The organism is Bradyrhizobium sp. SZCCHNRI1029 (genome assembly GCF_032487555.1).
GTDB lineage: Bacteria > Pseudomonadota > Alphaproteobacteria > Rhizobiales > Xanthobacteraceae > Bradyrhizobium.
Genome location: NZ_JAUEUK010000012.1, coordinates 112,784 through 138,755, shown reverse-complemented (window position 1 = coordinate 138,755; position 25,972 = coordinate 112,784). Strand labels below are relative to the sequence as shown.

27 protein-coding genes are annotated in these 25,972 nt (G+C 67.1%); 13 read left to right on the top strand and 14 right to left on the bottom strand.

Annotation, left to right across the window (positions count from 1 at the left end; translation table 11 throughout):
- Positions 1-151: 151 nt before the first annotated feature.
- The gene (nth, locus tag QW861_RS28645; RefSeq protein WP_316193794.1) at positions 152-976 is read right to left on the bottom strand and encodes an endonuclease III; all 825 of its coding nucleotides are present in this window, start codon (positions 974-976) and stop codon (positions 152-154) included.
- Between the two features lie 22 nt (positions 977-998).
- Here nth and QW861_RS28640 point away from each other — a divergent pair, with 22 nt between their 5' ends.
- Both QW861_RS28640 and QW861_RS28635 read left to right on the top strand, forming a co-directional pair.
- Complete coding sequence (locus QW861_RS28640) at positions 999-1,532, top strand: DUF2244 domain-containing protein (RefSeq protein WP_316193793.1); 534 nt, start codon at positions 999-1,001, stop codon at positions 1,530-1,532.
- A 320-nt stretch (positions 1,533-1,852) separates the two neighbouring features.
- Complete coding sequence (locus QW861_RS28635; protein ID WP_315750496.1) at positions 1,853-2,752, top strand: bifunctional helix-turn-helix domain-containing protein/methylated-DNA--[protein]-cysteine S-methyltransferase; 900 nt, start codon at positions 1,853-1,855, stop codon at positions 2,750-2,752.
- 603 nt (positions 2,753-3,355) lie between these two features.
- Here QW861_RS28635 and QW861_RS28630 read toward each other — a convergent pair.
- From QW861_RS28630 to dnaK, 8 genes are all read right to left on the bottom strand, one after another.
- A complete protein-coding gene (locus QW861_RS28630) occupies positions 3,356-3,979 on the bottom strand; it encodes a 2,3-bisphosphoglycerate-dependent phosphoglycerate mutase (RefSeq protein ID WP_315716834.1) in 624 nt (207 codons plus the stop codon).
- Positions 3,980-4,003: 24 nt separating this feature from the next.
- On the bottom strand, positions 4,004-4,822 hold the full coding sequence (gene dapB, locus QW861_RS28625) for a 4-hydroxy-tetrahydrodipicolinate reductase (RefSeq protein WP_315716833.1): 819 nt from the start codon (positions 4,820-4,822) through the stop codon (positions 4,004-4,006).
- 94 nt (positions 4,823-4,916) lie between these two features.
- Positions 4,917-5,219: a DUF1330 domain-containing protein gene (locus QW861_RS28620; protein ID WP_315750497.1), complete on the bottom strand. Its 303-nt coding sequence runs from the start codon at positions 5,217-5,219 to the stop codon at positions 4,917-4,919.
- A gap of 33 nt (positions 5,220-5,252) precedes the next feature.
- Complete coding sequence (pyrF, locus tag QW861_RS28615) at positions 5,253-5,984, bottom strand: orotidine-5'-phosphate decarboxylase (protein WP_315750498.1); 732 nt, start codon at positions 5,982-5,984, stop codon at positions 5,253-5,255.
- 6 nt (positions 5,985-5,990) lie between these two features.
- Complete coding sequence (locus QW861_RS28610; protein WP_315750830.1) at positions 5,991-6,569, bottom strand: NAD(P)H-dependent oxidoreductase; 579 nt, start codon at positions 6,567-6,569, stop codon at positions 5,991-5,993.
- Between the two features lie 45 nt (positions 6,570-6,614).
- Positions 6,615-7,217, bottom strand: coding sequence for a class I SAM-dependent methyltransferase (locus tag QW861_RS28605; RefSeq protein WP_315716829.1), 603 nt, complete (start codon positions 7,215-7,217; stop codon positions 6,615-6,617).
- Positions 7,218-7,453: 236 nt separating this feature from the next.
- A complete protein-coding gene (gene dnaJ / locus QW861_RS28600) occupies positions 7,454-8,584 on the bottom strand; it encodes a molecular chaperone DnaJ (RefSeq protein WP_315716828.1) in 1,131 nt (376 codons plus the stop codon).
- A gap of 145 nt (positions 8,585-8,729) precedes the next feature.
- Positions 8,730-10,625, bottom strand: a complete 1,896-nt coding sequence (dnaK, locus tag QW861_RS28595) for a molecular chaperone DnaK (RefSeq protein WP_315716827.1) — start codon at positions 10,623-10,625, stop codon at positions 8,730-8,732.
- Between the two features lie 420 nt (positions 10,626-11,045).
- On the opposite strand from dnaK, the gene QW861_RS28590 reads away from it, so the two are divergent.
- Positions 11,046-12,554, top strand: a complete 1,509-nt coding sequence (locus tag QW861_RS28590) for a hypothetical protein (protein ID WP_315750499.1) — start codon at positions 11,046-11,048, stop codon at positions 12,552-12,554.
- A gap of 209 nt (positions 12,555-12,763) precedes the next feature.
- Complete coding sequence (locus tag QW861_RS28585) at positions 12,764-13,699, top strand: hypothetical protein (protein WP_315716825.1); 936 nt, start codon at positions 12,764-12,766, stop codon at positions 13,697-13,699.
- A 156-nt stretch (positions 13,700-13,855) separates the two neighbouring features.
- On the opposite strand, the gene grpE is transcribed toward QW861_RS28585, so the two are convergent.
- Together grpE and hrcA are read right to left on the bottom strand one after the other, a co-directional pair.
- A complete protein-coding gene (gene grpE / locus QW861_RS28580; RefSeq protein ID WP_315716824.1) occupies positions 13,856-14,476 on the bottom strand; it encodes a nucleotide exchange factor GrpE in 621 nt (206 codons plus the stop codon).
- Positions 14,477-14,608: 132 nt separating this feature from the next.
- The gene (gene hrcA / locus QW861_RS28575; RefSeq protein WP_315716823.1) at positions 14,609-15,697 is read right to left on the bottom strand and encodes a heat-inducible transcriptional repressor HrcA; all 1,089 of its coding nucleotides are present in this window, start codon (positions 15,695-15,697) and stop codon (positions 14,609-14,611) included.
- Between the two features lie 164 nt (positions 15,698-15,861).
- Between hrcA and rph the strand changes: the two genes are divergently transcribed.
- Genes rph through hemW form a run of 3 tightly spaced genes read left to right on the top strand, consistent with a single transcriptional unit; the run spans position 15,862 to position 18,360 of the window.
- Positions 15,862-16,575, top strand: coding sequence for a ribonuclease PH (gene rph, locus QW861_RS28570; RefSeq protein WP_315716822.1), 714 nt, complete (start codon positions 15,862-15,864; stop codon positions 16,573-16,575).
- A complete protein-coding gene (rdgB, locus tag QW861_RS28565; protein ID WP_315716821.1) occupies positions 16,572-17,216 on the top strand; it encodes an RdgB/HAM1 family non-canonical purine NTP pyrophosphatase in 645 nt (214 codons plus the stop codon). The genes rph and rdgB overlap by 4 nt, the downstream gene beginning before the upstream one ends.
- Positions 17,203-18,360 (top strand): radical SAM family heme chaperone HemW, encoded by a 1,158-nt coding sequence (gene hemW / locus QW861_RS28560; RefSeq protein ID WP_316193792.1) that lies wholly within the window; start codon positions 17,203-17,205, stop codon positions 18,358-18,360. Before rdgB ends, hemW begins: the two co-directional genes overlap by 14 nt.
- Before the next feature lie 13 nt (positions 18,361-18,373).
- Here hemW and QW861_RS28555 read toward each other — a convergent pair whose 3' ends face one another.
- Complete coding sequence (locus tag QW861_RS28555) at positions 18,374-19,582, bottom strand: penicillin-binding protein activator (RefSeq protein WP_316193791.1); 1,209 nt, start codon at positions 19,580-19,582, stop codon at positions 18,374-18,376.
- 300 nt (positions 19,583-19,882) lie between these two features.
- Here QW861_RS28555 and rsmI point away from each other — a divergent pair, with 300 nt between their 5' ends.
- The 4 genes from rsmI to QW861_RS28535 all read left to right on the top strand — a co-directional run bounded on the left by rsmI (position 19,883) and on the right by QW861_RS28535 (position 23,148).
- On the top strand, positions 19,883-20,842 hold the full coding sequence (rsmI, locus tag QW861_RS28550) for a 16S rRNA (cytidine(1402)-2'-O)-methyltransferase (protein WP_315716818.1): 960 nt from the start codon (positions 19,883-19,885) through the stop codon (positions 20,840-20,842).
- Entirely contained in the window at positions 20,829-21,239 is a 411-nt protein-coding gene (locus tag QW861_RS28545; protein ID WP_315716817.1) for a YraN family protein, read from the top strand. The genes rsmI and QW861_RS28545 overlap by 14 nt, the downstream gene beginning before the upstream one ends.
- Before the next feature lie 33 nt (positions 21,240-21,272).
- On the top strand, positions 21,273-22,214 hold the full coding sequence (gene gshB, locus QW861_RS28540) for a glutathione synthase (protein WP_315716816.1): 942 nt from the start codon (positions 21,273-21,275) through the stop codon (positions 22,212-22,214).
- Positions 22,215-22,329: 115 nt separating this feature from the next.
- Positions 22,330-23,148 (top strand): exodeoxyribonuclease III, encoded by an 819-nt coding sequence (locus tag QW861_RS28535; RefSeq protein ID WP_315716815.1) that lies wholly within the window; start codon positions 22,330-22,332, stop codon positions 23,146-23,148.
- A gap of 13 nt (positions 23,149-23,161) precedes the next feature.
- On the opposite strand, the gene QW861_RS28530 is transcribed toward QW861_RS28535, so the two are convergent.
- Positions 23,162-23,605 (bottom strand): cyclic nucleotide-binding domain-containing protein, encoded by a 444-nt coding sequence (locus QW861_RS28530; RefSeq protein ID WP_315716814.1) that lies wholly within the window; start codon positions 23,603-23,605, stop codon positions 23,162-23,164.
- Positions 23,606-23,671: 66 nt separating this feature from the next.
- Positions 23,672-24,358, bottom strand: coding sequence for a response regulator transcription factor (locus QW861_RS28525; protein WP_315716813.1), 687 nt, complete (start codon positions 24,356-24,358; stop codon positions 23,672-23,674).
- A gap of 247 nt (positions 24,359-24,605) precedes the next feature.
- Here QW861_RS28525 and QW861_RS28520 point away from each other — a divergent pair, with 247 nt between their 5' ends.
- Positions 24,606-25,154: a L,D-transpeptidase gene (locus QW861_RS28520; protein ID WP_315750504.1), complete on the top strand. Its 549-nt coding sequence runs from the start codon at positions 24,606-24,608 to the stop codon at positions 25,152-25,154.
- Between the two features lie 23 nt (positions 25,155-25,177).
- Positions 25,178-25,963 carry a 2-keto-4-pentenoate hydratase gene (locus tag QW861_RS28515; protein WP_315750505.1) on the top strand — a complete coding sequence of 262 codons (786 nt, stop codon included), beginning with the start codon at positions 25,178-25,180 and terminating at the stop codon, positions 25,961-25,963.
- The last annotated feature ends 9 nt before the right edge of the window (positions 25,964-25,972 follow it).

The following is a 25,972-nucleotide window of genomic DNA, read 5'->3' as shown; positions in this document are numbered from 1 at the left end:
CGCCACTCACATCGCCCCGGATTACGGGTGTCATCTTATGTCCAATGCGGGCGGCGATGTGGCCCGGCCATGGTGAGACGGCGTCGCGCCGTGACACAATAGTGACTGTCAAACACGTTCTCAGGCGAAACCGTTCGTCACACACAACGTATCAGGCGGTCTTCTCCGGCCAGCGGCAGAGGTCCTTGATCAGGCACAGCTCGCAGCGCGGCTTGCGCGCCAGGCACGTGTAGCGGCCGTGCAGGATCAGCCAGTGATGGGCATGCAGCATGAACTCGGCCGGGATCGCCTTCTCCAGCCCGAGCTCGACCTCGAGCGGCGTCTTGCCGGGTGCCAGCCCGGTGCGATTGCCGACGCGAAACACATGGGTGTCGACCGCCATCGTGTGCTCGCCGAACGCCATGTTGAGCACGACGTTCGCGGTCTTGCGGCCGGCACCGGGCAGCGACTCGAGCTCGGCGCGCGTGCGCGGCACCTCGCCGCCGAATTCGCTGATCAGCTTCTGCGACAGCGCGATCACGTTCCTGGCCTTGGTGCGGTAGAGGCCGACGGTCTTGATGTAGTCGCGGAGCTTGTCCTCGCCGAGCGCGATCATCTTCTGCGGCGTGTCGGCGACGGCGAACAGCGGCCGCGTCGCCTTGTTGACGCCGGCGTCGGTCGCCTGCGCCGACAGCACCACGGCCACCAGCAAGGTGTAGGGGTTGAGGTGCTCGAGCTCGCCCTTCGGCTCGGGATTGGCCTGAGCGAAGCGGCTGAAGGCCTCGCGGATCTCGGCCGGCGTCCAGGGCCTGGCCGCCTTCGACGCTGTCTTGACCGGCCGGGCAGGGCTCTTCAGCTTGGCCGTCGGAGCCTTCTTGGCGGCCCGTTTCGAGGCGGCCTTGAGGGCTGACTTGGGAGCGGCCTTGGGAGCGGCCTTCTTCAAGGGGCTGCGAACCGGCGCCGGCTTGGCGCGTTGGGGGCGGGTGATTTTGGCCATGATCCGGGTATACTGAGGCCCCATGACGCCAGGCAATGCTTTTGCGTATCAGGAGACCGGCACTGACGCCGCTGATCCCGAGCTGTTTTCGGCCCGGCTGACGCCGCATCGCTCGCTCAGCCGCACCGGCTTTCTGGTGCTGATGGTCGTGGTCTGCGCCATCAGCTTCATCGGCGGCATCGCCTCGCTCTTAATGGGCGCCTGGCCGGTGCTCGGCTTCTTCGGCCTGGATGCGCTCGCGATCTACTGGGCCTTCAAGGTCAACTTCCGCCGCGCCAACGCCTATGAGGACGTCTCGATCACGCTGACCGAGCTGCGCCTGCGCCGCGTCAGCCACAAGGGCCACGTCATGGAATGGCGCTTCAACCCGCTCTGGGTGCGGCTCGACCAGGAGACCCACGAGGAGTTCGGTATCGAGCGCCTCTACCTGGTGGCGCGCGGCCAGCGCGTCGCCATCGCGAGCTTCCTGGGACCGGAGGAGAAGGCGAGCTTTGCCAAGGCGCTGACGGCGGGGCTGCAGGCGGCGAAGCGCGGGCCGGTGTACAACCCGCTGTAGCGCGTCCAAGGGCACTGACTGCGGGCAGCTCTACCCAGGCGAAAGCGCCGCTAACACCCTCCGGCGTCGTTCCGGGGCGCGCGCAGCGCGAGCCCGGAACCCATACCCACAGGACCTTGTGTGGGGCACGCGGGTAGTGGGCATCTCGCCTCACACGTCTTCTCGTGGTTATGGATTCCGGGCTCATCGCTGCGCGATGCCCCGGAATGACGGAGCAAGCCGGGAAACTCCTGTTTCAAGCCGAAGCCGATCGCAACGCCCCTAGCCTCCCGATCGGAAATCGGGTGGAGTCCGCGCCCCGGCCGCCCTACATCCGGATCATGATGACCCTCGCCATTCACGATTCCGCCCTGGCCAAGCCGGGCCCGCAACAATCGGCCGCGCTGCGCGACTACGATGCGGTGCGCCGCGCGATCGCTTTCATCTCGGAACACTGGCGGCGGCAGCCGACCATCGAGGACATGGCCGACGCCGCCAGCCTGACGCCGGACGAGCTGCACCATCTGTTCCGGCGCTGGGCCGGGCTGACGCCGAAGGCGTTCATGCAGGCGCTGACGCTCGACCACGCCAAGGGTCTACTGAAGAGCTCGGCCAGCGTGCTCGACGCAGCGCTCGACTCGGGGCTGTCAGGCCCCGGCCGGCTACACGACCTGTTCGTCACCCATGAAGCGATGTCGCCCGGCGAATGGAAGACCGGCGGCGCCGGCACCACCTTGCGCTACGGCTTCCACCCCTGCCCGTTCGGCATCGCGCTGGTGATGGCCACCCCGCGTGGCCTCGCTGGCCTCGCCTTCGCCGACCCCGGCGAGGAGGCTGGCGCGCTCGCCGACATGAAGAGCCGCTGGCCCCGCGCCACCTATATCGAAGACGTCCCCGGCACCGCCGGCCTCGCCCAGCGCATCTTCGACAAGACCCTGTGGCGGCCCGACCAGCCCTTGCGCGTCGTCCTGATCGGCACCGACTTCGAGGTCCGCGTCTGGGAGACCCTGCTCAAGATCCCCATGGGCCGCGCCGTCTGCTACTCGGACATCGCGACCCGGCTGGAGTCGCCGAAAGCCTCGCGCGCGGTGGGCGCGGCGGTCGGCAAGAACCCGATCTCGTTCGTGGTGCCGTGTCATCGCGCGCTCGGCAAGACCGGCGCGCTGACAGGCTATCATTGGGGGCTGACCCGGAAGCAGGCGATGATCGGGTGGGAGGCCGGGCAGGTGGGGATGGGGTAGAGCGGCGAGGCCGCTGCTACTCTCGCTGTCACCGTCCGCGAACGCTGACGATCCAGTAAACACCGACGTCTCGAGTCTCGCGACCGTCACGGCGTACTGGATGCCCCGCCTTCGCGGGGCATGACGACTGAGAAACTACGCAGCTTTTCGTACGACACGAATTCCAGTCAGGCGCCACTCTCTCCGCTGTCATTCCGGGGCGTGCGCAACACGAGCCCGGAATCCATCGCATGGCAGATCGTGGCGGTTGCGCTGCGCGAACGTCGCCAACTTTCGATGATGCCGACGGCAGGCGCCGCGATCTCAGTCTCACCCTCCCCTGGAGGGGGAGGGTCGATCGCGCGCGAAGCGGGCGAGCGGGGTGGGGTGAGCCGCGGAAACCGGTGCGAGTGGAGAGATCACCCCACCCCGGCTCACATGCGCTCCGCGCATCTGAGCCGACCCTCCCCCTCCAGGGGAGGGTGACAGCGGGGCTCACCTCGGCTGCTCTCAATTCTCTGCCCTTGAGAACGGGCAGAGGGAGCGCAGCGTCGATACGGCGGGGGCTGGGCTTCGACTCATGGGGATGCGATCACCCATGAGCAGTGGAATCTTGCGACGGTCCTAGCCCGCCAGGTCCAGCTTCGACTCCACCGTCGAGTCGGCGTTCAGGCGGTAGATGATCGGCACGCCAGTCGCCAGCTCGCGCTTCAGGATGCCTTCGGGCGTCAGCTTCTCCAGCACCATGATCAGGGCGCGGAGCGAGTTGCCGTGGGCGGCGACCAATGTGCGCTGGCCGCGGAGAACGCCGGGGAGGATCTCCTGGACGTAGTAGGGCAGCGCGCGGGCGAGCGTGTCCTTGAGGCTCTCGCCGCCGGGCGGCGGGACGTCGTAGGAGCGGCGCCAGATGTGGACCTGCTCCTCGCCCCATCTGGCGCGGGCGTCGTCCTTGTTGAGGCCGGAGAGGTCGCCATAGTCGCGCTCGTTGAGCGCGAGGTTCTTGGCTGTCGGCAGGCCGGTCTGGCCGAGCTCGGTCAGGATCAGGTCGAGCGTGTGCTGGGCGCGCGTCAGCACCGAGGTGAAGGCGACGTCGAAGACCAGTCCCTGCGCCTTCAGCTTGCGCCCGGCCTCCTTGGCCTCGGCCACGCCCTGCTCGGTCAGGTCCGGATCCTTCCAGCCGGTGAACAGGTTCTTCAGATTCCACTCGCTCTGGCCGTGGCGCACCAGCACCAGGAGACGTTCGCTCATCAGTTCGCTTCCATCGACGTTGAACTAGAACAGGTCCTTGAGGCCGAGCACGTCGTCCATCGTGTAGTAGCCCGGCGGCTTGCCATGGGCCCACAGCGCCGCCTTCAGCGCGCCATGGGCGAAGATCATGCGGTCCTCGGCCTGGTGGGACAGCACCAGCCGCTCCGAGGGACCGGCGAAGATGACGCTGTGATCGCCCGCCGCCGTGCCGCCGCGCAGCGAGGCGAAGCCGATGTCGCCGCTGCGGCGCTCGCCGGTGATGCCGTCGCGGCCGCGCGCGGAATGCTCGTCGAGCGCGATGCCGCGGCCCTCGGCGGCGGCCCGGCCGAGCATCAGCGCCGTGCCCGAGGGCGCGTCGACCTTGTGCTTGTGGTGCATCTCGAGGATCTCGATGTCGAAGCCGGCATCGAGCGACTTCGCCACCTGCTTGACCAGCGCCGCCAGCAGGTTGACGCCGAGGCTCATGTTGCCGGACTGCACGACGATGGCGCGCTTGGTGACGCTCCTGATGACGGCGTCGTCCGACGCGGACAGGCCGGTGGTGCCGACGACGTGGACGATGCCGCGCTGGGCGGCGATGGCGACATTGGCGATGGTCGCGGCCGGGACGGTGAAATCGAGGATGCCGTCGGCCTCGGCCGACATGCTCCAGAGGTCGCCCGACAGCTTGATGCCGTTGGCGGGCAGGCCGGCGAGGGCGCCGGAGTCCTTGCCGATCAGCTCCGAGCCGGGGGCTTCGAGCGCGCCCGCCAGCACGGCGCCGTCGGTCTCGGCGATCGCGCGCACCAGGGCGCGGCCCATGCGGCCGCCGGCTCCGGCAACGATCAAGCGCATCTTGGACATGTCAACTCCTCTGCCCCTTCAAGGGCTATAGCCGGGGCTGATAGCGGCGGCAACCGAGCGAGGCCACGTCGACGGTGGCCGGGGCGGGCGGCGATCAGGGCTGCGGGCCGTCATAGCCCTCGATGATCACCAGATCGCCTTGCGAATGCGGCGCGCGCATCGCCACCAGCCGCTGGTATTCAGGGGAATTGTAGCACGCCAGCGCGGTCGCGTAGTCCTTGAACTCGATCACGACGTTGCGCGAGCGCGAGGTGCCTTCCTTGGTCTCGTACTGGCCGCCGCGGACCAGGAATTTGGCGCCGTACTGGTGGAACACGGCGCCGTTCTGCGCGACGTAGTCCTTGTAGCCGTCCATGTTGTGCACGTCGATCCGCGCGATCCAATAGGCATTGGGCATCCCTGTCGTCTCCTTGCTCTCTGGCGCGCTTGCTCAAGCTCGGTTGGTCTTGCCGACCAGCGCGACGGCGCTGGCGATGTCGGCGACGATGCTCTCGGCGGCCGCCGCCGGATCGGCGGCGCCGGTGACGGGACGGCCGACGACGAGGCGGTCGGCGCCGCCGGCGATCGCCAGCGCCGGGGTCATGATGCGCTTCTGGTCGCCAACGTCCGATCCCGCCGGGCGGATCCCGGGGGTCACGAGCTGCATATCAGGGCCGACCAGCGGGCGGATGAGCTGGGTCTCCTCCGGCGACAGGATCAGGCCGTGGATGCCGATCTCCTTGGCCTGCCTGGCGCGGTGCGCCACGAGTTCCTTGACACCCATGGCGTAGCCGGCGGCGGCGAGATCGGCATCGTCGTAGGACGTCATGACGGTGACGGCGAGCAGCTCGAGGCTGGAGCCGGCGGCGCCGGCGAGCGCCGCCTTCATGCTCTGGGAGAAGCCGTGCACGGTGAGGAAGCGGGCGCCAAGCCTGGCGATCTGCCGGGTGGCGCGCTCGACGGTGTTCGGGATGTCGTGCAGCTTGAGGTCCATGAACACGTGCTTGCCCTCGGCCGCGAGCCGTTCGGCGAGACCGAGGCCGCCGGCATAGGTCAGCTCCATGCCGATCTTGTAGAACGTCACGGCGTCGCCGAGCCTGATGATCATGGCTTCGGCATCCGCCACGCTCGGCAAATCGAGCGCCACGATCAGGCGGTCGCGGGGAGCAATCTCGGTCGGCATGTCACCTCACATCGTATGTTGCGCGACAACGATCAGCTCCCGCACCAGGGCGTCGAGCGCCGTGATGTCGGCGGGCAGTTTGAGCCGGTCCATGTCGTTGTAGGCCTTGTCGGCGAAGGCCAGCGCAAGCTGGCTCGGGATCACCGTCGCGTTGCAGGCGGTCAGCATCAGCCGCAACGCCGAAAGTGCACGCACGCCGCCGAAGCGATTCTCGGAGGCGGCAGCGATCGCAAACGGCCGGCTGCGGAGCACCGCGCCGCGGCTGCCCGGCGGCTCGTCGACGCGCGAGATCCAGGTGATGGCGTTGCTCAGCAGCGGCGGCACCGAGGCGTTGTATTCCGGCGTCACCAGCAACACGGCATGATGAACGCCGATCATGCGCGTCAGATTCACGGCGTGAAGTGGAATGCCCGATTGCGCCTCGAGGTCGGCGTCGTAGATCGGCAGCGGAAAGTCGGCGAGCGAGATGCGGGTGATTTCGGCGCCGGCCTGCACGAACTGATAGGCGGCGGCCGCGGCGAGCTTCGCGTTGTGCGAGCCGGCCCGCGTCGAACCGGGGATGATGAGCATCTTCAGCGCGGACATCGTGAGGTCGGTCAACGACCCGCCACGAAGGATCGCGGCCGCCGGTCAGGGCTTGCGATACACCCAGACGCGCGCCGGCGGAAGATTCATCCAGATGCGCTCGGAGGCCTGCGTGGTAACGCCAGGCAGCGACTTCGGAATCGGCGGCACGACGGAATAGGTGAACTGCACGAACGGCGCATTCGGCGACATCGCCGCGAAGGCATCGCGGATCAGCTTCATGCGGGTCAGCATCGGCTTGGTCACGAGCGGCAGGCCGGAGACGACGGCCGAGGCCGGGGCGCCGAGCACGTTCCAGAGCGTGTCGCGAAGGCGATAGGCGTCGCCCTGGACCACCTTGGCCTGCGGGTAGCGGTCGCGCAGCAGGGCGCAGAAACCCGGATTGTACTCGACCAGCACCAGCCGCTTCTGATCGACGCCATGTTCGACCAGCGCATTGGTGATCGCGCCGGTGCCCGGTCCGAGCTCGATGACGGGTCCTGTCCCGTGCGGATCGACGTACTGCGCCATGGTGCGGGCCAGCAGTCGGCCCGACGGCATGACGGCGCCCATGTGCAGCGGCTTTTCGATCCATGAGCGGAGGAAGCGCACTTCGTCGTCCAGACGGAGAGGCTTTTTCGACGCACGCACGGACGTTTGCAGGGGCATCTCAGTACCAGACGGGACCGTCTTCACGGCGATGTCAGAAAAGAGTCACAAAGACGTATAGGGCGCAGGCGGGGCGGTCAAGCCGAACCGTAACGTACGATTAAGGCTGGCGGGTCCGCGCTCTTACAGTTGCATTCGATAATTTTTTGCATGTGCGGAGCAGCAAATTCGCTCGACATCGACATTCCGATGCCGTTCAGCGAAAGCATGCGGCCCCGCGGTTCTGCACTCACGGCTCAGCTCGCCGCCTTGCCGAAGAAGTCCTTGACCTTGGTGAAGAAGCCGGCGGCCTCGGGCTGGGTTGCTCCCGAGGACAGCTTCTCGAACTCGGCCAGCAATTCCTGCTGCTTCTTGGTCAGGTTCTGCGGCGTCTCGACAACGATCTGGACATACATGTCGCCGGTCTGGCGCGAGCGCAGCACCGGCATGCCCTTGGCCGCGATCCGGAACCGGCGCCCGGACTGCGCACCGGCGGGAATCTTCACCTTGGTCTTGCCCTTGTCGATCGTGGGCACCTCGAACTCGCCGCCGAGCGCCGCGGTCACCATCGAGATCGGCACCCGGCAGTGCAGGTCGGCGCCGTCGCGCTGGAAGAACTCGTGAGCCGTCAACGACAGGAAGATGTAGAGATCGCCCGGCGGCCCGCCGCGCAGGCCCGCCTCACCCTCGCCGGCGAGACGGATGCGGGTGCCGTCCTCGACGCCCTGGGGAATGTTGACGGACAGCGTGCGGTCACGGGTGACACGGCCCGAGCCGGAGCATGACGGACAGGGGTCCTCGATCATCTGGCCGCGGCCGTGACAGCCGGGGCAGGTCCGCTCCAGGGTGAAGAAGCCCTGCGCCTGCCGCACGCGGCCGGCGCCGCCGCACATCGCGCAGGTCTTCGGCTTGGTGCCGGCCTTGGCGCCGGTGCCGGAGCAGGATTCGCAGGTCACCGAGACCGGAATTTCGATCTGTGCGGTCTTGCCCTGGAACGCCTCTTCCAAGGTGATTTCCATGTTGTAGCGCAGATCGGCGCCGCGCTCGCGTCCGGTGCCGCCGCGGCGCTGCCCGGCCATGCCGAACAGGTCTTCGAAGATGTCGGAGAACGAGGAGGCGAAACCGGCGCCGAAGCCGTGCGCCCCGCCCATGCCGCCCTGCTCGAAGGCGGCGTGGCCATAGCGGTCGTAGGCGGCGCGCTTGTCGGCGTCGCGCAGCACCTCATAGGCCTCGTTGATTTCCTTGAATTTCACTTCGCTGGAGGCATCGCCCGGATTCTTGTCCGGATGCCACTTCATGGCCAGCTTGCGGAAGGCGGCCTTGAGTTTGCTCTCGTCGGCGTCGCGCTCGACTTCCAGGGTCTCGTAGTAGCAGCGCTTGGTGGACATCAATCAAACCCGCCCGAACTTCGCCCAACAGGAACGGCTGGCGCGATCGCCGCGCGCGTTCCGGGTCAATGAAAATGACCCCCATCCAACGAGCCGCTGAAAGCGCTCTTTGGAATGGGGGTCATGGTCACTACCTCTGCCTCAGTTAAGCAGATTTCTTCTTGTCGTCGTCGACCTCGGTGAACTCCGCGTCGACCACGTCATCCTTGGCGGCGTCGCGGGCCGCATCGCTCTCGGCCTGCTGCTTGTACATGGCCTCGCCGAGCTTCATCGACGCCTGGGCCAGCGTATTGGTCTTGGCCTTGATCGCCTCGGCATCGTCGCCCTTCAGCGCTTCCTTGAGATCGCTGACGGCATCCTCGATGGCGCGGCGCTCGGTGTCGGCGACCTTCGAGCCATGCTCGGCCAGAGCCTTCTCGGTCGAGTGCACCAGCGCGTCGGCATGGTTCTTGGCGTCGACCGCCTCGCGGCGCTTCTTGTCCGCCACGGCGTTGGCCTCGGCGTCCTTGACCATCTTGTCGATATCGGCCTCCGACAGACCACCCGAGGCCTGGATGCGGATCTGCTGCTCCTTGCCGGTGGCCTTGTCCTTGGCCGACACGTTGACGATGCCGTTGGCGTCGATGTCGAACGTCACCTCGATCTGCGGCATGCCGCGCGGAGACGGCGGAATGCCCATCAGGTCGAACTGGCCGAGCATCTTGTTGTCGGCCGCCATTTCGCGCTCACCCTGGAAGACCCGGATGGTGACCGCGTTCTGATTGTCCTCGGCGGTCGAGAACACCTGGCTCTTCTTGGTCGGGATCGTGGTGTTGCGGTCGATGATGCGGGTGAACACGCCGCCCAAGGTCTCGATGCCCAGGGACAGCGGGGTCACGTCGAGCAGCAGCACGTCCTTGACGTCGCCCTGCAGCACGCCGGCCTGAATGGCCGCGCCGATCGCCACCACCTCGTCGGGGTTGACGCCCTTGTGCGGCTCCTTGCCGAAGAACTGCTTCACCATCTCCTGGATCTTCGGCATGCGGGTCATGCCGCCGACCAGGACCACTTCGCCGATCTCGCCAGCGGTGAGGCCGGCATCCTTCAGCGCCTTGCGGCACGGCTCGATGGTCTTCTCGACGAGGTCGGCCACCAGCGCCTCGAACTTGGCGCGGGTCAGCTTCATCGTCAGATGCTTCGGACCGGACTGGTCCGCGGTGATGAAGGGCAGGTTGATCTCGGTCTGGGTGGTCGACGACAGCTCGATCTTGGCCTTCTCGGCAGCTTCCTTGAGGCGCTGCAAAGCGAGCTTGTCGTTGCGCAGGTTGATGCCCTGCTCCTTCTGGAATTCGTCGGCGAGGTAGCTGACCAGACGCATGTCGAAGTCTTCACCGCCGAGGAAGGTGTCGCCATTGGTCGACTTCACCTCGAACACGCCGTCGCCGATCTCCAGGATCGAGACGTCGAAGGTGCCGCCGCCGAGGTCGTACACGGCGATGGTGCCGGCCTTGGTCTTGTCGAGGCCGTAGGCGAGCGCGGCCGCGGTCGGCTCGTTGATGATGCGCAGAACCTCGAGGCCCGCGATCTTGCCGGCGTCCTTGGTGGCCTGACGCTGGGCGTCGTTGAAATAGGCGGGGACGGTGATGACGGCCTGGTCGACCTTCTGGCCGAGATGGGCTTCCGCGGTCTCCTTCATCTTCTGAAGGATGAAGGCGGAGACCTGCGAGGGCGAATAGGTCTTGCCGTCGGCCTCGACCCAGGCGTCGCCGTTGCCGGCCTTGACGATCTTGTAGGGGACGAGCTTCTTGTCCTTCTCGACCATCGGGTCGTCGTAGCGGCGGCCGATGAGGCGCTTGACCGCAAAGAAGGTGCGCTCGGGGTTGGTCACGGCCTGGCGCTTGGCCGGCTGACCGACCAGACGTTCACCGTCGTCACTGAAGGCGACGATCGACGGCGTGGTGCGCATGCCCTCGGCGTTCTCGATGACTTTCGACGATTTGCCGTCCATGACGGCCACGCACGAATTCGTGGTGCCGAGATCGATCCCGATGACCTTTCCCATGGTCTCATATCCTTCTTTTTGCGGCAGGTTGGGTGGGGCCCTGACGGCGCCCCCATCCAAAACCCCCTCAGATCAAATGCTCGCGATATTGCGACGATGAGCGTCATATAGGAGGGGGGGAGTGGCCCGCAAGGACCGGACCAGGGGTTCGACCCCACGAAAATCACGGCCGCCGCCCAAGGTCATCATGGAGACATCAGAGCGGCCCATCGGGCCCGGCGGCGACGCGGAACGGCGGCTCGGACCGGAGGCGACTGCGCGGGTCCACCTGTCGGCACATCGAACGGCTGGTGCGAAATGCAGGGTGTGCGATCGCCGGCAAGTGCGACAGACCCGGTGCCGCTGATCTGCCCCAACGACCGAAATGCGTTGTTAACCCACGGGCCCTAGCCTGCCGCACTCCTGGGACGGGAATGAGGCATGGTCATCGACACCGATTGGGGCTTTCCGCAACGCGCGCGTGAAGCCGGCCAGGCCACGTTCCCGAGACTGCTGATCTGCGCCATCGTGGTTGCAGCCGCGTGGCTGCGGTACGTCCTTCCCCTCAATGTCGACGTCAGCTGGTGGCTCCTCGTCAGCGAGCGCATGCTCGATGGCCAGCGACTCTACGTCGACATCCTCGAGACGAATCCGCCCATGGCGGGATCGGTCTATCTTCTGGCGGTCGCACTGGCGCGTGCGATCCATCTCAGGCCCGAGCTGGCGACGAATATCCTGATCTTCGCACTGACCGCGGCATCCCTGACGCTGGTGTGGCTGGTGCTGCGGACATCGGCCCTGCGCCATCGGCTCGCGGACGGCCGGCTGGCGGCGTGGACGACCGCCCTGCTCCTGATCGCGCCGATGTATGATTTCGGCCAGCGGGAACATCTGGCCCTGATCACGATATTGCCGGCGATCGCGGTGTATATCCTGCGCGCCGAGGGCGAGCGGGTAGCCCCGACGGCCATCCTCATCGCCGGGCTCAGCGCCGGCCTCACGATGAGCTTCAAGCCCTATTTCGCCTTCAGCGTCGGCTTCTGCATTCTCGCCGCCGCCGCGCAGGCGCGCGACTGGCGCGTGCTGCTCGCGCTGGAGAACTGGATCGCCGCGGCCCTGGTGCTGCTCAACGCGGCGTGCATCTACCTGTTCTTTCCCGAATATTTCACGGTCATCTATCCGCTGGTCCGCGACGTCTATCTGCTTCTGAAGGCGCCCGTACCGACCATCCTCGTCACTCTGCCGATGGGCCTGTGGCTCGCCGCGGCAATCATCGTCCTCCTCCTGCAGCGCCGGCAATACGAGCGCGACGCGGCGTCCTTCACCACGCTGGCCGGATCGCTCGGCTTCCTGGTGTCGTTCGTCGCGCAGCAGAAAGGCTGGGGCTATCACGCCTACCCCATGGTCGCGCTGGCGCTGCTGGCCGCCGGCCTTGCGCTGTCGGCGATCGACAGCAGCCGCGACGCGCGACGCTGGCCGCGTGCCGCCACCGCTCTCGCCGGCGCCGTGCTGTTCGTGCAGACCTGCTTCTGGTTCAATGGCAGCGTCGACGTCCGGCAGATCGAAGCCCAGGTGGCGCGGCTCGGTCCGCACCCGAGCATGCTGGTGCTCAGCGCGGCTGCGGTCATCGGCCACCCCATGGTGCGGACCCTCGATGGCACCTGGATCTCGCGCCAGGAGGCGTTCTGGGTCCGGGAAATCGTTCGCCGCTCGCAACAGGACGGAACCATCGATTCACAGACGGCGCAGAGGCTCGCGCCCTACGTGGAACGCGAACGCGCCGGGATCGTCGCCGACTTCCGGAAACAGCCGCCCGACGTCGTCCTGATCGACAATCAGAACAGCGACTGGGGCGATTGGGCGCGTTCCGACCCCGAACTCAGGGCTCTGCTGGAGCCCTATGTGCTGGTACAGACCGTCGACGGCGTCGAAATCCTGAAGCGCAGCTAGCGCTGGACCATCCTGAATCCGCCTTTCGAGGCGAATTATCCGCGAAATGCGCCCCCGCGGGGGTCCCGCCAATCGCCGCAGGCGATCAAAACCGCGCGCCCGGCCTGTTGCGGGGGGCGTAAAGCCGCTAAAAGCGTGCCCGCCGAAGACCACGCTGGCGAGGATCCCGACCGCCTCGGCACGAGGCCTCGGTCAACGAGGCAATGTTGATGATGATCGTTCGATTTTTCGCCGCGGCCACCCTGCTGATGTCGCTGCTGCACCCCGCATTGGCCGCCGACGCCATATTTCCGCCCGGCGTCCGCATCGGGCTCGCGCCCCTGGTGGGGCTCGCCAAGGCCAAGACGTTCTCCGGCTTCGAAACCGAGGACCAGAGCGTCAAGGTGCTGCTGACCGAACTGCCGGCGGCCGCCTATGGCGAGGTGAAGAATGCGTTTACCGCCAATCCCGCCGGGACCGGCAGCGTCAAGCCGGAGAGCATCGAGACCGCTGCCGGCACCGCCTACTACACGGTGGAGAACGGCCGGGATGGCGCCACGCCAGTGCGGCGCTACTCGATGATCCTGCCCGGCAACGGCTTCTCCGGCTACGTGGCCGTGCAGATCCCGGAGACCGCGAGCCGGATCTATACCGACGATGCCGTGCGCCAGATGTTCGCCTCCGCCGTCGTCCGCAAGGACGTTCCGGTCGACGAGCAGCTCGCGATGATGCCGTTCAAGGTCACCGACCTCTCCGGGTTCAAGACCATCCGCACGCTCGGGCCGGGCGCCCTGATCCTGGCCGATGGCGAAGAGGACAAGGGCTTCGAGGCCGCGCCCTTCGTGGTGATCGGGCTGGTGGCCGGCGTCGCCCCGGAGGCAGGCGACCGCGCGCGCGTCGCGCAGCAGGCGGCCACCACCATTCCGGGCGTCCGCGAAGCGCGCATCACGATGTCCGAGCCGATCCGCATCGACGGCCAGCCGGCCTATGAGACCCGGATCGACGCCACCAGCGGCAAGGACAATACGCCGGTGACGGTGGTGCAGTGGCTGCGCTTCGGCGGGCCGAACACGTTGCGGATCATCGGCAGCGCGCCGCGCGACCAGTGGTCGGCGGCCTTCCCGCGCTTCCGCGCCGTCCGCGACGGCATCCAGCCGAGAGGCTGAGACCAGCCCGGCATCGGACGTCGTGATCACGTTGGCCACTCGCCGTGAGACGGACTACAAAGTCGCGCCGACAAACAAGAAGCCACGGGCATCGTTGCCCGTGGCTTGTTCATTCGATCGACAGGACGGCAGCGGGACGCCTGCCTAGGCTCGCCGTCAGGCGGCGCTGTTCGACTGATCGTTGCTCGCCGCCGGCGCCGCCTTCGCGCCACCCTTGGACACGCCGACCAGCGCGGGGCGCAGCACGCGCTCGCCGATCATGAAGCCGGCCTGCACGACCTGCACCACGGTACCGGACGGCACCGACGGATCCGGGACCTCGTACATCGCCTGCTGGAAGTTGGGGTCGAACTTCTGTCCCGTCGGATCGAACTTCTTGACGCCGTTCTTCTCCAGCGTGTTGAGCAGCGAGCGCTCGGTGAGCTCGACGCCCTCGATCAGCGACTTCAGGCCCGCATCGGCATTGGCGCGTGTCTCGGCCGGCACGGCATCGAGCGCGCGCTGCAGATTGTCGGCGATATCGAGCACGTCACGGGCGAAGCCGGTGATGCCGTACATGCGCGCATCGGCGACTTCACGGGCCGTCCGCTTGCGCAGGTTCTCCATCTCCGCGAGCGTGCGCAGCATCTTGTCGCGCGCGTCGGCCGCCTCCTTGGCAAGGGCCTCGGCCGAGCCGGCCTCAGGATCATCGGGCATGATGTAGGGCTTGGAGACGACGGGTTCGCTGGCCTGCGCCGGGTTTTCCGGATCATTCTTATGCAGGTCGGGATCGGTCATGGACAGACTCGCAAGTTCGGCTGACGGGTTTGGGGGATATGGGGCGGGATATCGTGCTTTGGGCGTCGAAAATCAAGCGCAGCCTGACCATTGCGCCCGGAGGCGCTGTCCGCGGGTGAACCAAGTCACGCGTCAGCCACCCAGCAGCCGGCTGACCAGACGCGCGGCATAATCGACCGTCGGAATCACCCGGGCATAGTTGAGCCGGGTCGGACCGATGACGCCGAGCACGCCGACGATGCGCCCCGTGGCGTCGGAATAGGGCGACACGATCGTCGACGAGCCCGACAGCGAGAACAGCTTGTTCTCCGAGCCGATGAAGATGCGGACACCTTCCGCGCTCTCCGCCCGTCCGAGCAGATCGACGACGCCGCGCTTGGTCTCGAGATCGTCGAACAGCCGCCGGACACGCTCGAGATCTTCGAGCGCATGCAGGTCCTCGAGCAGGTTGGCGTGGCCGCGCACGATGAGCTGCCGCTCGTCGCTGTCCCCTCCGGACCAGCTCGCGACTCCGGCGGCGATCACCTTCTGCGTCAACTGATCGAGCTCGGCACGGTCATGCGCCAGCGCGGTCTCGAGCTCGAGCCGCGCTTCCGCCAGCGTCCGTCCTCTGATGCGGGCATTGAGGAAATTGGACGCCTCGGTCAGCGCCGACGACGGCACGCCCGGCGGCAGGGTCAGGACCCGGTTCTCGACCTGTCCGTCTTCACCGACCAGAACGACGAGCGCGCGCTCGGGCTCGAGCCTGACGAACTCGATGTGCTTCAGGCGGGTGTTGGATTTGGCGGTGAGAACCACGGCAGCGGCACGGGTCAGACCCGACAGCCGGGTCAGCGCTTCGTCCAGCGCCGCTTCGACCGACTGCGCCTGGCCGACGGCCGCGAGCTGGCTCTGGATCGACTGCCGCTCGGCCTCCGTCATGTCACCGACCTGCATCAGGGCGTCGACGAAGAAGCGCAGGCCAGCCTCGGTCGGCAACCGGCCGGCCGAGGTGTGCGGCGCGTAGATCAGGCCGAGCTGCTCGAGATCGGCCATGACGTTGCGCACCGAGGCCGGCGACAGCGGAACCGCGATCAGCCGCGAAATGTTGCGCGAGCCGACCGGTTCGCCGGTCGCCAGATAGCTTTCGACGATCTGCCGGAAGATCTCGCGCGAGCGCTCGTTCAGGTGCGCCAGACCGGCCGGCGGTGTCATCAGGTTGATCGGATCGTGGTGGGCCACCAGATGCACTCCTCCCAGCTGCCTATAATGTGTCCATGCGGCGGCTCGGTGGCAAGCCGGTCGGCGCTCGCGGGCGAAGCCACGATAAACCCTTGCCGCTGCCGGTCCCGGCTCCTACAAGGCCCGTCAAAGTCGGTCTTTCGCGCGCTTTCACGGAGAGAATCATGCGGCCGAGCCGCCGTGCACCGGATGAACTGCGGGCCGTGAGCCTGGAACGCGGCGTCGTCAAATACGCCGAGGGCTCCTGCCTGGTGAAGTTCGGCGACACCCATGTCCTGGTCACCGCCACGCTCGAGGACCGGCTGCCGCCCTGGCTGAAGGGCCAGGGACGCGGCTGGATCACCGCCGAATACGGCATGCTGCCGCGCGCCACGCTGGAACGGACCCGGCGCGAGGCCTCCGCCGGCAAGCAGACCGGCCGCACCGTCGAGATCCAGCGCCTGATCGGCCGCTCGCTGCGCACCGCGATCGACCTGGAAGCGCTCGGCGAGCGCCAGATCACGGTCGATTGCGACGTGCTGCAGGCCGATGGCGGCACGCGCACGGCGTCGATCACCGGCGCCTGGGTGGCGCTGGCCGACTGCATCAAGTGGATGAAATCGCGCAACATGATCAAGACCGAGGTGCTGCGCGCCAACGTCGCCGCAATCTCCTGCGGCATCTACAACGGCACGCCGGTGCTGGATCTCGACTACGCCGAGGACTCCGAGGCCGAGACCGACGCCAATTTCGTCATGACCGGCGACGGCCGCATCATCGAGGTGCAGGGCACGGCGGAGAAGACGCCGTTCACCGAGGCCGAATTCCTGGCGCTGATGGCGCTCGCCCGCAAGGGCGTCGCGCGGCTGGTCGACCTGCAGAAGATGGCGGTCGCGTGAGCAGCCCGCACCGCAAGCTCACCGGTCGCATCATCATTGCGACCCACAATCCCGGCAAGCTTGCCGAGATGCGCGAGCTGCTCGCTCCCCATGGCGTCGAGGCGGTGTCGGCCGGCGATCTCGGCCTGGACGAGCCGGATGAGACCGGCGAGACCTTCCAGGCCAACGCCCGCATCAAGGCGGTCGCCGCGGCCAGAGCCGCGCAGCTTCCTGCCTTTGCCGACGATTCCGGCATCGTGGTTCATGCGCTCGATGGGGCGCCGGGGATCTATTCGGCGCGCTGGGCAGGACCGGACAAGGATTTCGCCGGCGCGATGACGCGCATCGAGCGCCTCCTGCAGGAGCGGGACGCGACTGGTGCCGACAAGCGTAGCGCCCATTTCGTCTCGGCGCTGTGCGTGGCGTGGCCGGACGGTCACGTCGAGGAGGTCGAGGCGCGGGTCGACGGCACCCTGGTCTGGCCGCCGCGTGGCACGGCGGGCTTCGGCTACGACCCGATGTTCCTGCCCGAGGGCCACGACCGGACCTTCGGCGAGATGACCAGCATCGAGAAACATGGCCTGCCGCCGCTCGGGCTCGGCCTGTCGCACCGGGCGCGCGCCTTCGTGAAACTCGCGGAGATCTGTCTTGAGCAGCGCTGACAGCGAAGCGTTCGGCGTCTATGTGCACTGGCCGTTCTGCCTGTCGAAATGTCCGTATTGCGACTTCAACAGCCACGTCCGGCATGCCGCCATCGATCAGGACCGCTTCGCCCGCGCCTTTGCGCAGGAGATCGCGACCACGGCCGCCCGCATTGGGCCGCGCACCGTCACGTCGATCTTTCTCGGCGGCGGCACCCCGTCGCTGATGCAGCCGCAGACGGTCGGCGCCATTCTCGACGCGATCGGCCGGCACTGGCACGTCGCTGGCGATGTCGAGGTGTCGCTCGAAGCCAACCCGACCAGCGTCGAGGCGACCCGCTTTGCCGGCTATCGCGCCGCCGGCGTCAACCGGGTCTCGCTCGGCGTCCAGGCGATGGACGATGCGTCGCTCAAGATGCTCGGCCGCCTGCACACCGCCGAAGAGGCGATGAAGGCGGTGGCGATCGCGCGTAATGCGTTCGAGCGCTATTCGTTCGATCTGATCTACGCGCGGCCCGACCAGACGCCGGCGATGTGGACCGAGGAGCTGACGCGGGCGATCGGCGAGGCGGCTGAGCATTTGTCGCTGTATCAACTGACCATCGAGGAAGGCACGCCGTTCTTCGGCCTGCACGCCGCAGGCAAGCTGAAGACGCCGGACGAAGGCCTGGCGCGCACCTTGTACGACGTCACGCAGGAGATCTGTGGCCGTCACGGACTGCCGGCCTATGAGATTTCCAATCACGCCCGGCCCGGCGCGGAGTGCCGGCACAACCTCGTCTACTGGCGCGGCCACGAATATGCCGGCATCGGCCCCGGCGCCCATGGTCGTCTCGACATCGACGGTATCCGACACGCGACCGCGACCGACAAGCGGCCGGAGGCCTGGCTGATGCGGGTCGAGTCCAACGGTCATGGTGTCATGACCGACGACGAGCTCAACCGCGAGGAGCGCGCCGACGAATTCCTGCTGATGGGGCTGCGACTGGCCGAGGGCATCGACCCGCAGCGCTACGCAAGGATCTCCGGCCGCACGCTCGATCCGCGCCGCATCGCGCTGCTGCGCGAGGAGGGCGCGATCGCGGTCGATCCGGACGGGCGGCTGCGCGTGACCCAGGACGGCTTTCCGGTGCTCGACGCGGTCGTCGCCGACCTCGCCGCCTGAGAAGTGCTGCGACTCAGGTCGCGCTGAAGCTCTTCGGCGCGCCGGCGACCGCCTGTCCGCCACCCGAACCGACGCGCATCACCGCAAGCCCGCGCTCATTGGTGCCGTCGCTGCGGAACCGGAACAGCCCGTCGATGCCGGCGAAGCCGGATGCATTGGTCAGGACATCGGGCGCGAAACGCTGGTTGCCCTGGGTGCGCGCCAGCGCGGCCACGAGCGCCACCGCATCATAAGCGAGGGTCGCCGTACGCACGGGATCGCCGCCGAATCGCGTCCGGTAGCGGCCGGCAAAGGCGCGGAAGCCGGAGGGATCCGGCGCGGCATAGAGGCCGCCCTGCAGGCTGGCGCTGGCATAGACGCGCGGATTGTCCCACAGCCCTGTGCCGAGCAACTGGATGTTGCGCAGATTGGCGCCGGCAGCGGTCAGCGCATCGGCCGTCGCCGCGACCGATTCGCCGTCATCGGCCAGCAGCAGCGCATCGGCGCCGCCGAGCGCCTGCGCCACCGTGCGCGCAGGCCCAGTGCGGTCGCCGGAATATTTCTCGAATGCCACGATGCGTCCGCCGCGGCGGCTGACCGCGGTCTTGAACGCCCCCTCGACGACGGTGCCGTAGGCATTGTCGGGCAGCAGCGCCGCGAACGAGCGTTTGCCGACGCTGGCGGAATATTCGACGATGCGGCTGGCATCGGACTCCGGCAGGAAGCTGAGCAGATAGACGCCGCGCCCCGCCACACTCGAATCGGTCGAGAAGGCGATGACCGAGATGTTGCGCGCGCGCGCCACCTGGGCCGTCGCCGGCACCGAGCCCGCGAACAGGGGGCCGAGGATGATCTCGGCGCCTTCGTCGCAGGCCTGTTGCGCGCCCTGCTGCGCCCCTTGCGGGCTGCCGGCGTCGTCCTTGATCAGGAGCTGGATGTTGGGGTTCTGAAACTCGGCCAGCGCCATCTCGGCGGCGTTCTTCATCGATTGCGCGGCGACGCCGGCATTGCCCGACGCCGACAGCGGCAGAATCAGCCCGACCTTGACCTGGCCGTTGCCGGCCACCGCCGGCTGCTGCGGCGGTCCCGCCGGCGCGGTCGGCTGCTCGAACGGATTGAAGCCCTGCTGGACGTTGGAGCACGCCGACAGCAGCGGCGCGCCGACAATCAGGCCCAGCGCCGTTCGCCGGGCGACCCCATGGGGTCCCGGACCGAGAGAGTTGGGATGACGCGGGCCCACCATGGCATCTCTTCGTTCGGCCGAGTCCGGCCAGAAGTTCCCCAAACGCACGTCCCGCAGGCCGTGCAGATTCACTCATATTGTCGACGAATAGTTAAGCAAAACAAAAGGCTGTCAGCGCCACACAGCCGATCAATTCGACGTTTTGCACGGCCTATCCCCTGCTCGTACACACCCTCATCGAGGTGCAGCTTCGAACTTGAAGCTGCGATGAACGGCCCCCCCGTGCCGATCGGCACTTCAAAATCGCTGCGCGGCTGTTCCCCTGTGGCAATCCCGCGGCAGGCCCTTTAAATTACCTCGATGGGCGCGAAGGCAATCCCCAAGACGTCGCCGGATGACGGCAAATCTTCCACCACGTCGACCTATCTGGTGGCGGGGCAGATCGTTGCGGCGCCCAAGGCGCGGCCTGGATTGCATCTGGTGGCGACCCCGATCGGCAATCTCGGCGACATCACGCTGCGCGCGCTGGAAACCCTGGCCGGCGCCGACCTCATCTTGTGCGAGGACACGCGAATCACCCGGCGCCTGACCGAGCGCTACGGCCTCAGCGCGGAACTCGCAGCCTATCATGAGCACAATGCCGAAGCCGTCAGACCCAGGATCCTGCAGCGCCTCGCCGAAGGCGCGGCCATCGCGCTGGTGTCCGACGCCGGCACGCCGCTGATCTCCGATCCCGGCTACAAGCTGGTGCGCGAGGCGTGTGAGGCCGGGCATGTTGTCACCGCGCTGCCGGGACCTTCCGCCGTGCTCGCGGCGCTCAGCGTGGCCGCGCTTCCGACCGACCGCTTCTTCTTCGAGGGGTTCCTGCCGGCCAGGCAGCAGGCGCGGCGTACGCGGCTGTCCGAGCTCGCGCGGATCGACGCGACGCTGGTCCTGTTCGAAGCCGGCAACCGGGTGCAGGAGACGCTGGCCGACCTCGCCGATGCCATGGCGGGACGTCAGGCCGCGATCTGCCGCGAGCTCACCAAGCTGCACGAGGAGGTGCTGCGCGGCGCCATCGGCGATCTCGCTGCGGAGGCCGGCGATCTCGAAACGCGCGGCGAGTTCGTGCTGGTGATCGGTCCGCCGCCGCGCGGCGCCGGGGTGCTGACGCCGGATGCGCTCGACGCCGTGTTGAAGGATCTGCTGCAGCGATCGAGCGTCAAGGATGCCGTGATGCATGCCGTCGAGCTGTCCGGCCGGCCGCGCCGCGAAGTCTATGCGCGCGCGCTCGAGCTGGTGAAGGACGCGCGGTCAGGGTCGGCCGATGGCGAAGACTGAGCGCGTCTCCCCTGACAAGCCGGCGAAGACGGCGGCACCCGAACGCGTCGCCGCCTTCCGCACCGGATTATCGGCGGAAGCCCGCGCCGCAGCGCTGCTGATCGCCAAGGGCTATCGCATCCTCGCCAAACGCTTCCGCACGCCCCAAGGCGAGATCGACATCATCGCGCGCAGGCGCGGCCTGGTTGCCTTCGTCGAGGTCAAGGCGCGTGCCTCGCTCGACGATGCCGCCTATGCGGTGACGCCGCGCCAGCAGCAGCGCATCATCGATGCCGCGCAGGCCTGGTTGATGGCGCATCCCGACCATGCCGAATTGGAGCTGCGCTTCGACGCGATTCTGGTTGCGCCGCGCAGCCTGCCGCGCCATCTGGTAGCGGCGTTCGACGCCAGCACCTGACATGAACTGATTGCAGAGAGCAGGGACCTGCCCATGAAACTGAACGTCGCCGTCCAGATGGACCCGATCGCGCGCATCAACATCCGCGGCGACTCGACCTTCGCGATGCTGCTCGAAGCGCAGCGGCGCGGCCATGGCCTGTGTTACTATACGCCCGACAAGCTGTCGCTGCGCGGCGGCGAGCTCTATGCGCCGGTGCAGGCGCTGACGGTGCGCGACCAGGTCGGCGACCATTTCACGCTCGGCGAACCGAAACCGACCGCGCTGACATCCTTTGATGTCGTGCTGCTGCGGCAGGATCCGCCGTTCGATCTCGCCTACATCACCTCGACGCATTTCCTCGAGCGCATCCATCCGAAGACGCTGGTGGTCAATGATCCCGCAAGCGTCCGCAACGCGCCGGAAAAGCTGTTCGTGATGAACTTCCCGCAACTGATGCCGCCGACCTTGATCTCGCGCGATCTCGACGAGATCAACGCCTTCCGCGATCAGCACGGCGCTGTCGTGATGAAGCCGCTGCATGGCCATGGTGGCGCGGCGGTGTTTCGGGTGATGCCGCAGGATATGAATTTCGGCTCGCTGTTCGACATGTTCTCGGTGACGTTCAAGGAGCCCTGGGTGATCCAGCGCTTCCTCCCCGAGGTGAAGCACGGCGACAAGCGCATCATCCTGGTCGACGGCGAGTTCGCCGGCGCCGTCAACCGCGTGCCGGCAGCAGACGATCTGCGCTCCAACATGGTGCGCGGCGGCGCCGCGCAGGCCACCGATCTCAGCGCACGCGAGCGCGAGATCTGCGACACGCTCGGTCCGGAATTGCGCGCGCGCGGCCTGCTGCTGGTCGGTATCGATGTGATCGACGGCAACCTCACCGAGATCAACGTGACGTCGCCGACCGGCATCCGCGCGATCTCCCGGCTCGGCGGACCCGACATCGCCGCCCGCGTATGGGACGTCATCGAGAGCAAACGGCGCTGATCAGTCGCCGTCCCACATGGCTGGGGATAACGCCAACCAACGCGGTCAGTCCGATGCGTCGGAGGCGAGGCGGAATCGCTGACATCGCCGCAATTCATGATATGACGCGGGTCTCATGCGTCTCGTCCTGACCACCTGGAACATCAACTCGGTGCGCCTGCGCATCGACCTCGTCGCCAAGCTCATCAAGCAGGTCAGGCCCGATGTGCTGTGCCTGCAGGAGACCAAGTGCATCGACGACGCCTTTCCGCTGAAGCGCTTCAAGCGGCTCGGCTATGAGCACGTCGCGCTGAACGGGCAGAAGGGCTATCACGGCGTCGCCGTGATCTCGAAATGGCCGTTCGAGGAGACCAACGTCCGCACCTTCTGCGACAAGGTGGATTCGCGCCACATCACGGTGGCGTTCGGCGAAAAGGCGCAGCTCGCGCAGCCGCTGGTGCTGCACAATTTCTATGTGCCCGCAGGCGGCGACATTCCCGACCCCGCGCTCAATCCGAAATTCGAGCACAAGCTGCAATTCCTCGACGAAATGAAGGCGTGCGAGCCGCTGCATCCACGCGGCGACGACCGGCATATCCTGGTCGGCGATCTCAACGTCGCGCCGCATGAGCACGATGTCTGGTCGCACAAGCAGCTCCTGAAGGTGGTGTCGCACACGCCGATCGAATGTGAAAAGCTGTTGGCGGCGCAGACCCATGGCGAATGGGTCGATGTCGCTCGCGAGCGCATCCCGATGTCGGAGAAGGTCTACACCTGGTGGAGCTACCGCGCGGCCGACTGGACCGTCGGCGATCGCGGCCGAAGGCTCGACCACATCTGGGTGTCACGCGCACTGAAGGACCGGGTCAGCGATTTCAGGATCCTGCGCGACGCCCGCAGCTGGGAGCGGCCGTCGGATCACGTGCCGGTCACGGTGACTCTGGACGTGTCGTAGCGGACCCGCGCGGTCACGAAGTCAGCTTGGCCCCGGCCGCCATGATGTCGTTGGCGATTCGGCTGGCGCGGTGGGCGAACTCGTCGCGCAGCCGGCGCGCCGCCTTGGCGTCGCTTTCCAGCACACGCTGAAACAGGCTGCGCGAGATCCGCACCACGGTCGAATATTCCAGGGCCGTCGCGGTCGCCGGGCGCCGCATCTCGACCAGCAGCGCCAGCTCGCCGATCAGCATGGTCGGCGTGGCGACGATCTCGGCACCGACCTCGTCGCTGATGCGCAACGACCCGCGCTGCACGACATAGCCGCAATCGGCGGTGTCACCCTCGCGGAACAGGGTCTCTCCGCTCTGGATGTTACGCTGCTCGGAGCCGATGGCGATCATGCGCAGCGAGTCGCTTCCCAGCAGGCGCAATGTTGGGACGCGCTCCAATAGCGCAATATCGTCTTCGATCGACATCAAGGGCCCGGGGAAGGCTGAATGGAACCAATATCATAAATGGCGAAACCGCCATCCCCGAACCTATCACGGTACCAACTTGTAGCCACCGGCCTCCGTCACCAGAATCTCCGGATTCGCGGCATCTTTCTCGATCTTCTGCCGCAGACGGTAAATGTGCGTTTCCAGCGTGTGGGTGGTGACGCCGGAATTGTAGCCCCAGACCTCCTGCAGCAGGGTCTCGCGCGACACCGGCTGCTGGCCGGCGCGGTACAGGAAGCGCAGGATCGCCGTTTCCTTCTCCGTCAGGCGGACCTTGCGGGCGTTGGCGCCGGTCAGCATCTTCGAGCCCGGCCGGAAGCTGTAGGGGCCGACCGAGAACACCGCGTCCTCGCTGGCCTCGTGCTGGCGAAGCTGGGCCCGGATGCGGGCCAGCAGCACGGCGAAGCGGAAGGGCTTGGCGACATAGTCGTTGGCGCCGGATTCGAGCCCGAGAATCGTGTCCGAATCGGTATCGTGCCCGGTCAGCATGATGATCGGCGCCTTGAAGCCGCCCTTGCGCAGGGACCGCACCACTTCGCGGCCATCGGTGTCGGGCAGGCCGACGTCCATCAGAACCAGGTCGGGTGAATTGGCCTTTGCGGCGGTGGCGCCTTTGGCGCCGGTATCGACGGCCTGGGCTTCGAACTCGTCATGCAGCGAGAGCTGCTCCATCAGGGCATCGCGCAGATCGGTGTCGTCATCCACGATCAGGATCTTGCGGGCATTGGCCATTGTACAATCCTCTAGGTGGCGCCGGCGGGATCGGATGGGTGGCGCCGTCAACGGTGGGCAAACAGGCTCATCAGCCCTGTTCCGTCTTGAAGTAGGGGGCTGTTACCGATTCACAAGCGCCCGAGACTCTACTCCAGAATTGAGCAGGGATTGAGATGATTGTCCTGTTCGACCCTCGCGGCGGACCATTTGCCGACATTAAGGCAATTACCGGGCAATCCATGGCAATGAAAAGGCACGTTGTTTCATGTCGTTAGCGAAGGTGAAGCCTGGCATACCAGCATCGCGGATCTCGATTCGCACCAAAGCCGGGTCGCGGCAGCGCGGCTGGCTCCATGTCTGGGGCCATGTCATCCCGGTGGCGCTCGGCCGCGGCGGCGTCCTGGCCAACAAGCGCGAGGGAGATGGCGGCACCCCCCGAGGGACCTTCCGGCCCCGGCGGCTGTGGTGGCGGGCCGATCGTCATTCGCGTCCGCGCACCTTTCTGCCGATCCGGCCGATTGGCCCGGAGGATGCGTGGTGCGAGGACCCGGCCGACCGGCACTACAACCAGGCGATCCGGCTGCACGGCGACCATCCCGGAGACCGGCTGGCGCGCCAGGACCATCTGTACGATTTCATCATCGAGATCGACCACAACACGCGGCCGCGGATCGCCAGCCGCGGCAGCGCCGTGTTCCTGCATCTGGCGCGGCCGAATTTCGGCCCGACCGCAGGCTGCGTGGCCATGACCCGGCCGGCGATGCTGCGTCTGTTGCAAAGAATCGGTCCGCGCACCAGAATCGTCATCGAATGAGAAGCGAGTTGGGGGAGGACGTCATGCGCGCACCGGATCAGCCAGCCAGCGCCGCGGGCATCCTGCGCCAGCATTGGAGCGAAGGCAGCAAGCTGGCAGAGCTGCCGCCGGAGCTGCGTCCGAGAGACCGCGCCGAAGGCTATGCCATCCAGGCCGAGCTCGAGCGCCACTCGCCCAAGCCATTATTTGGCTGGAAGATTGCGGCGACCAGCGAGGCCGGCCAGCGCCATATCAATGTCGCCGGTCCGATGGCCGGGCGGATCCTGGCCGAAACGGTGCTGCCGGTCGGCGGCACCGCGTCGATGGCCGGCAACGCGATGCGGGTCGCCGAGCCGGAATTCGCGTTCCGCCTCGGACGCGATCTGCCGCCCAGACCGACACCTTATGATGTCGCGGAGGTGCTGGCCGCGGTCGACACGCTGCACCCCGCGATCGAAATTCCCGATTCGCGGTTCGCCGACTTCGTCAGCGCCGGCGAGGCGCAACTGATCGCCGACAATGCCTGCGCGCATCTGTTCGTGCTGGGCGAGGCCAGCACCGCCGACTGGCGCAGCCGCGACCTGATCGCGGAGCGGCCGCGCATCGCGCTGCGTGGCGAGACCTTCATCGGCCACGGCCGCAACGTGCTCGGTGATCCGCTGATAGCGCTGGCCTGGCTGGTCAACGAGCTCAGCGCGCTCGGCGTGCCCGCGCGGGCAGGGCAGGTGGTCACGACCGGCACCTGTCATCCGCCGCTGCCGATCGGCAGCGGGGACCACATGGAGGCCGATTTCGGCGATCTGGGGCAGGTATCGGTGCGGTTCGAGTAGGGACCGGCC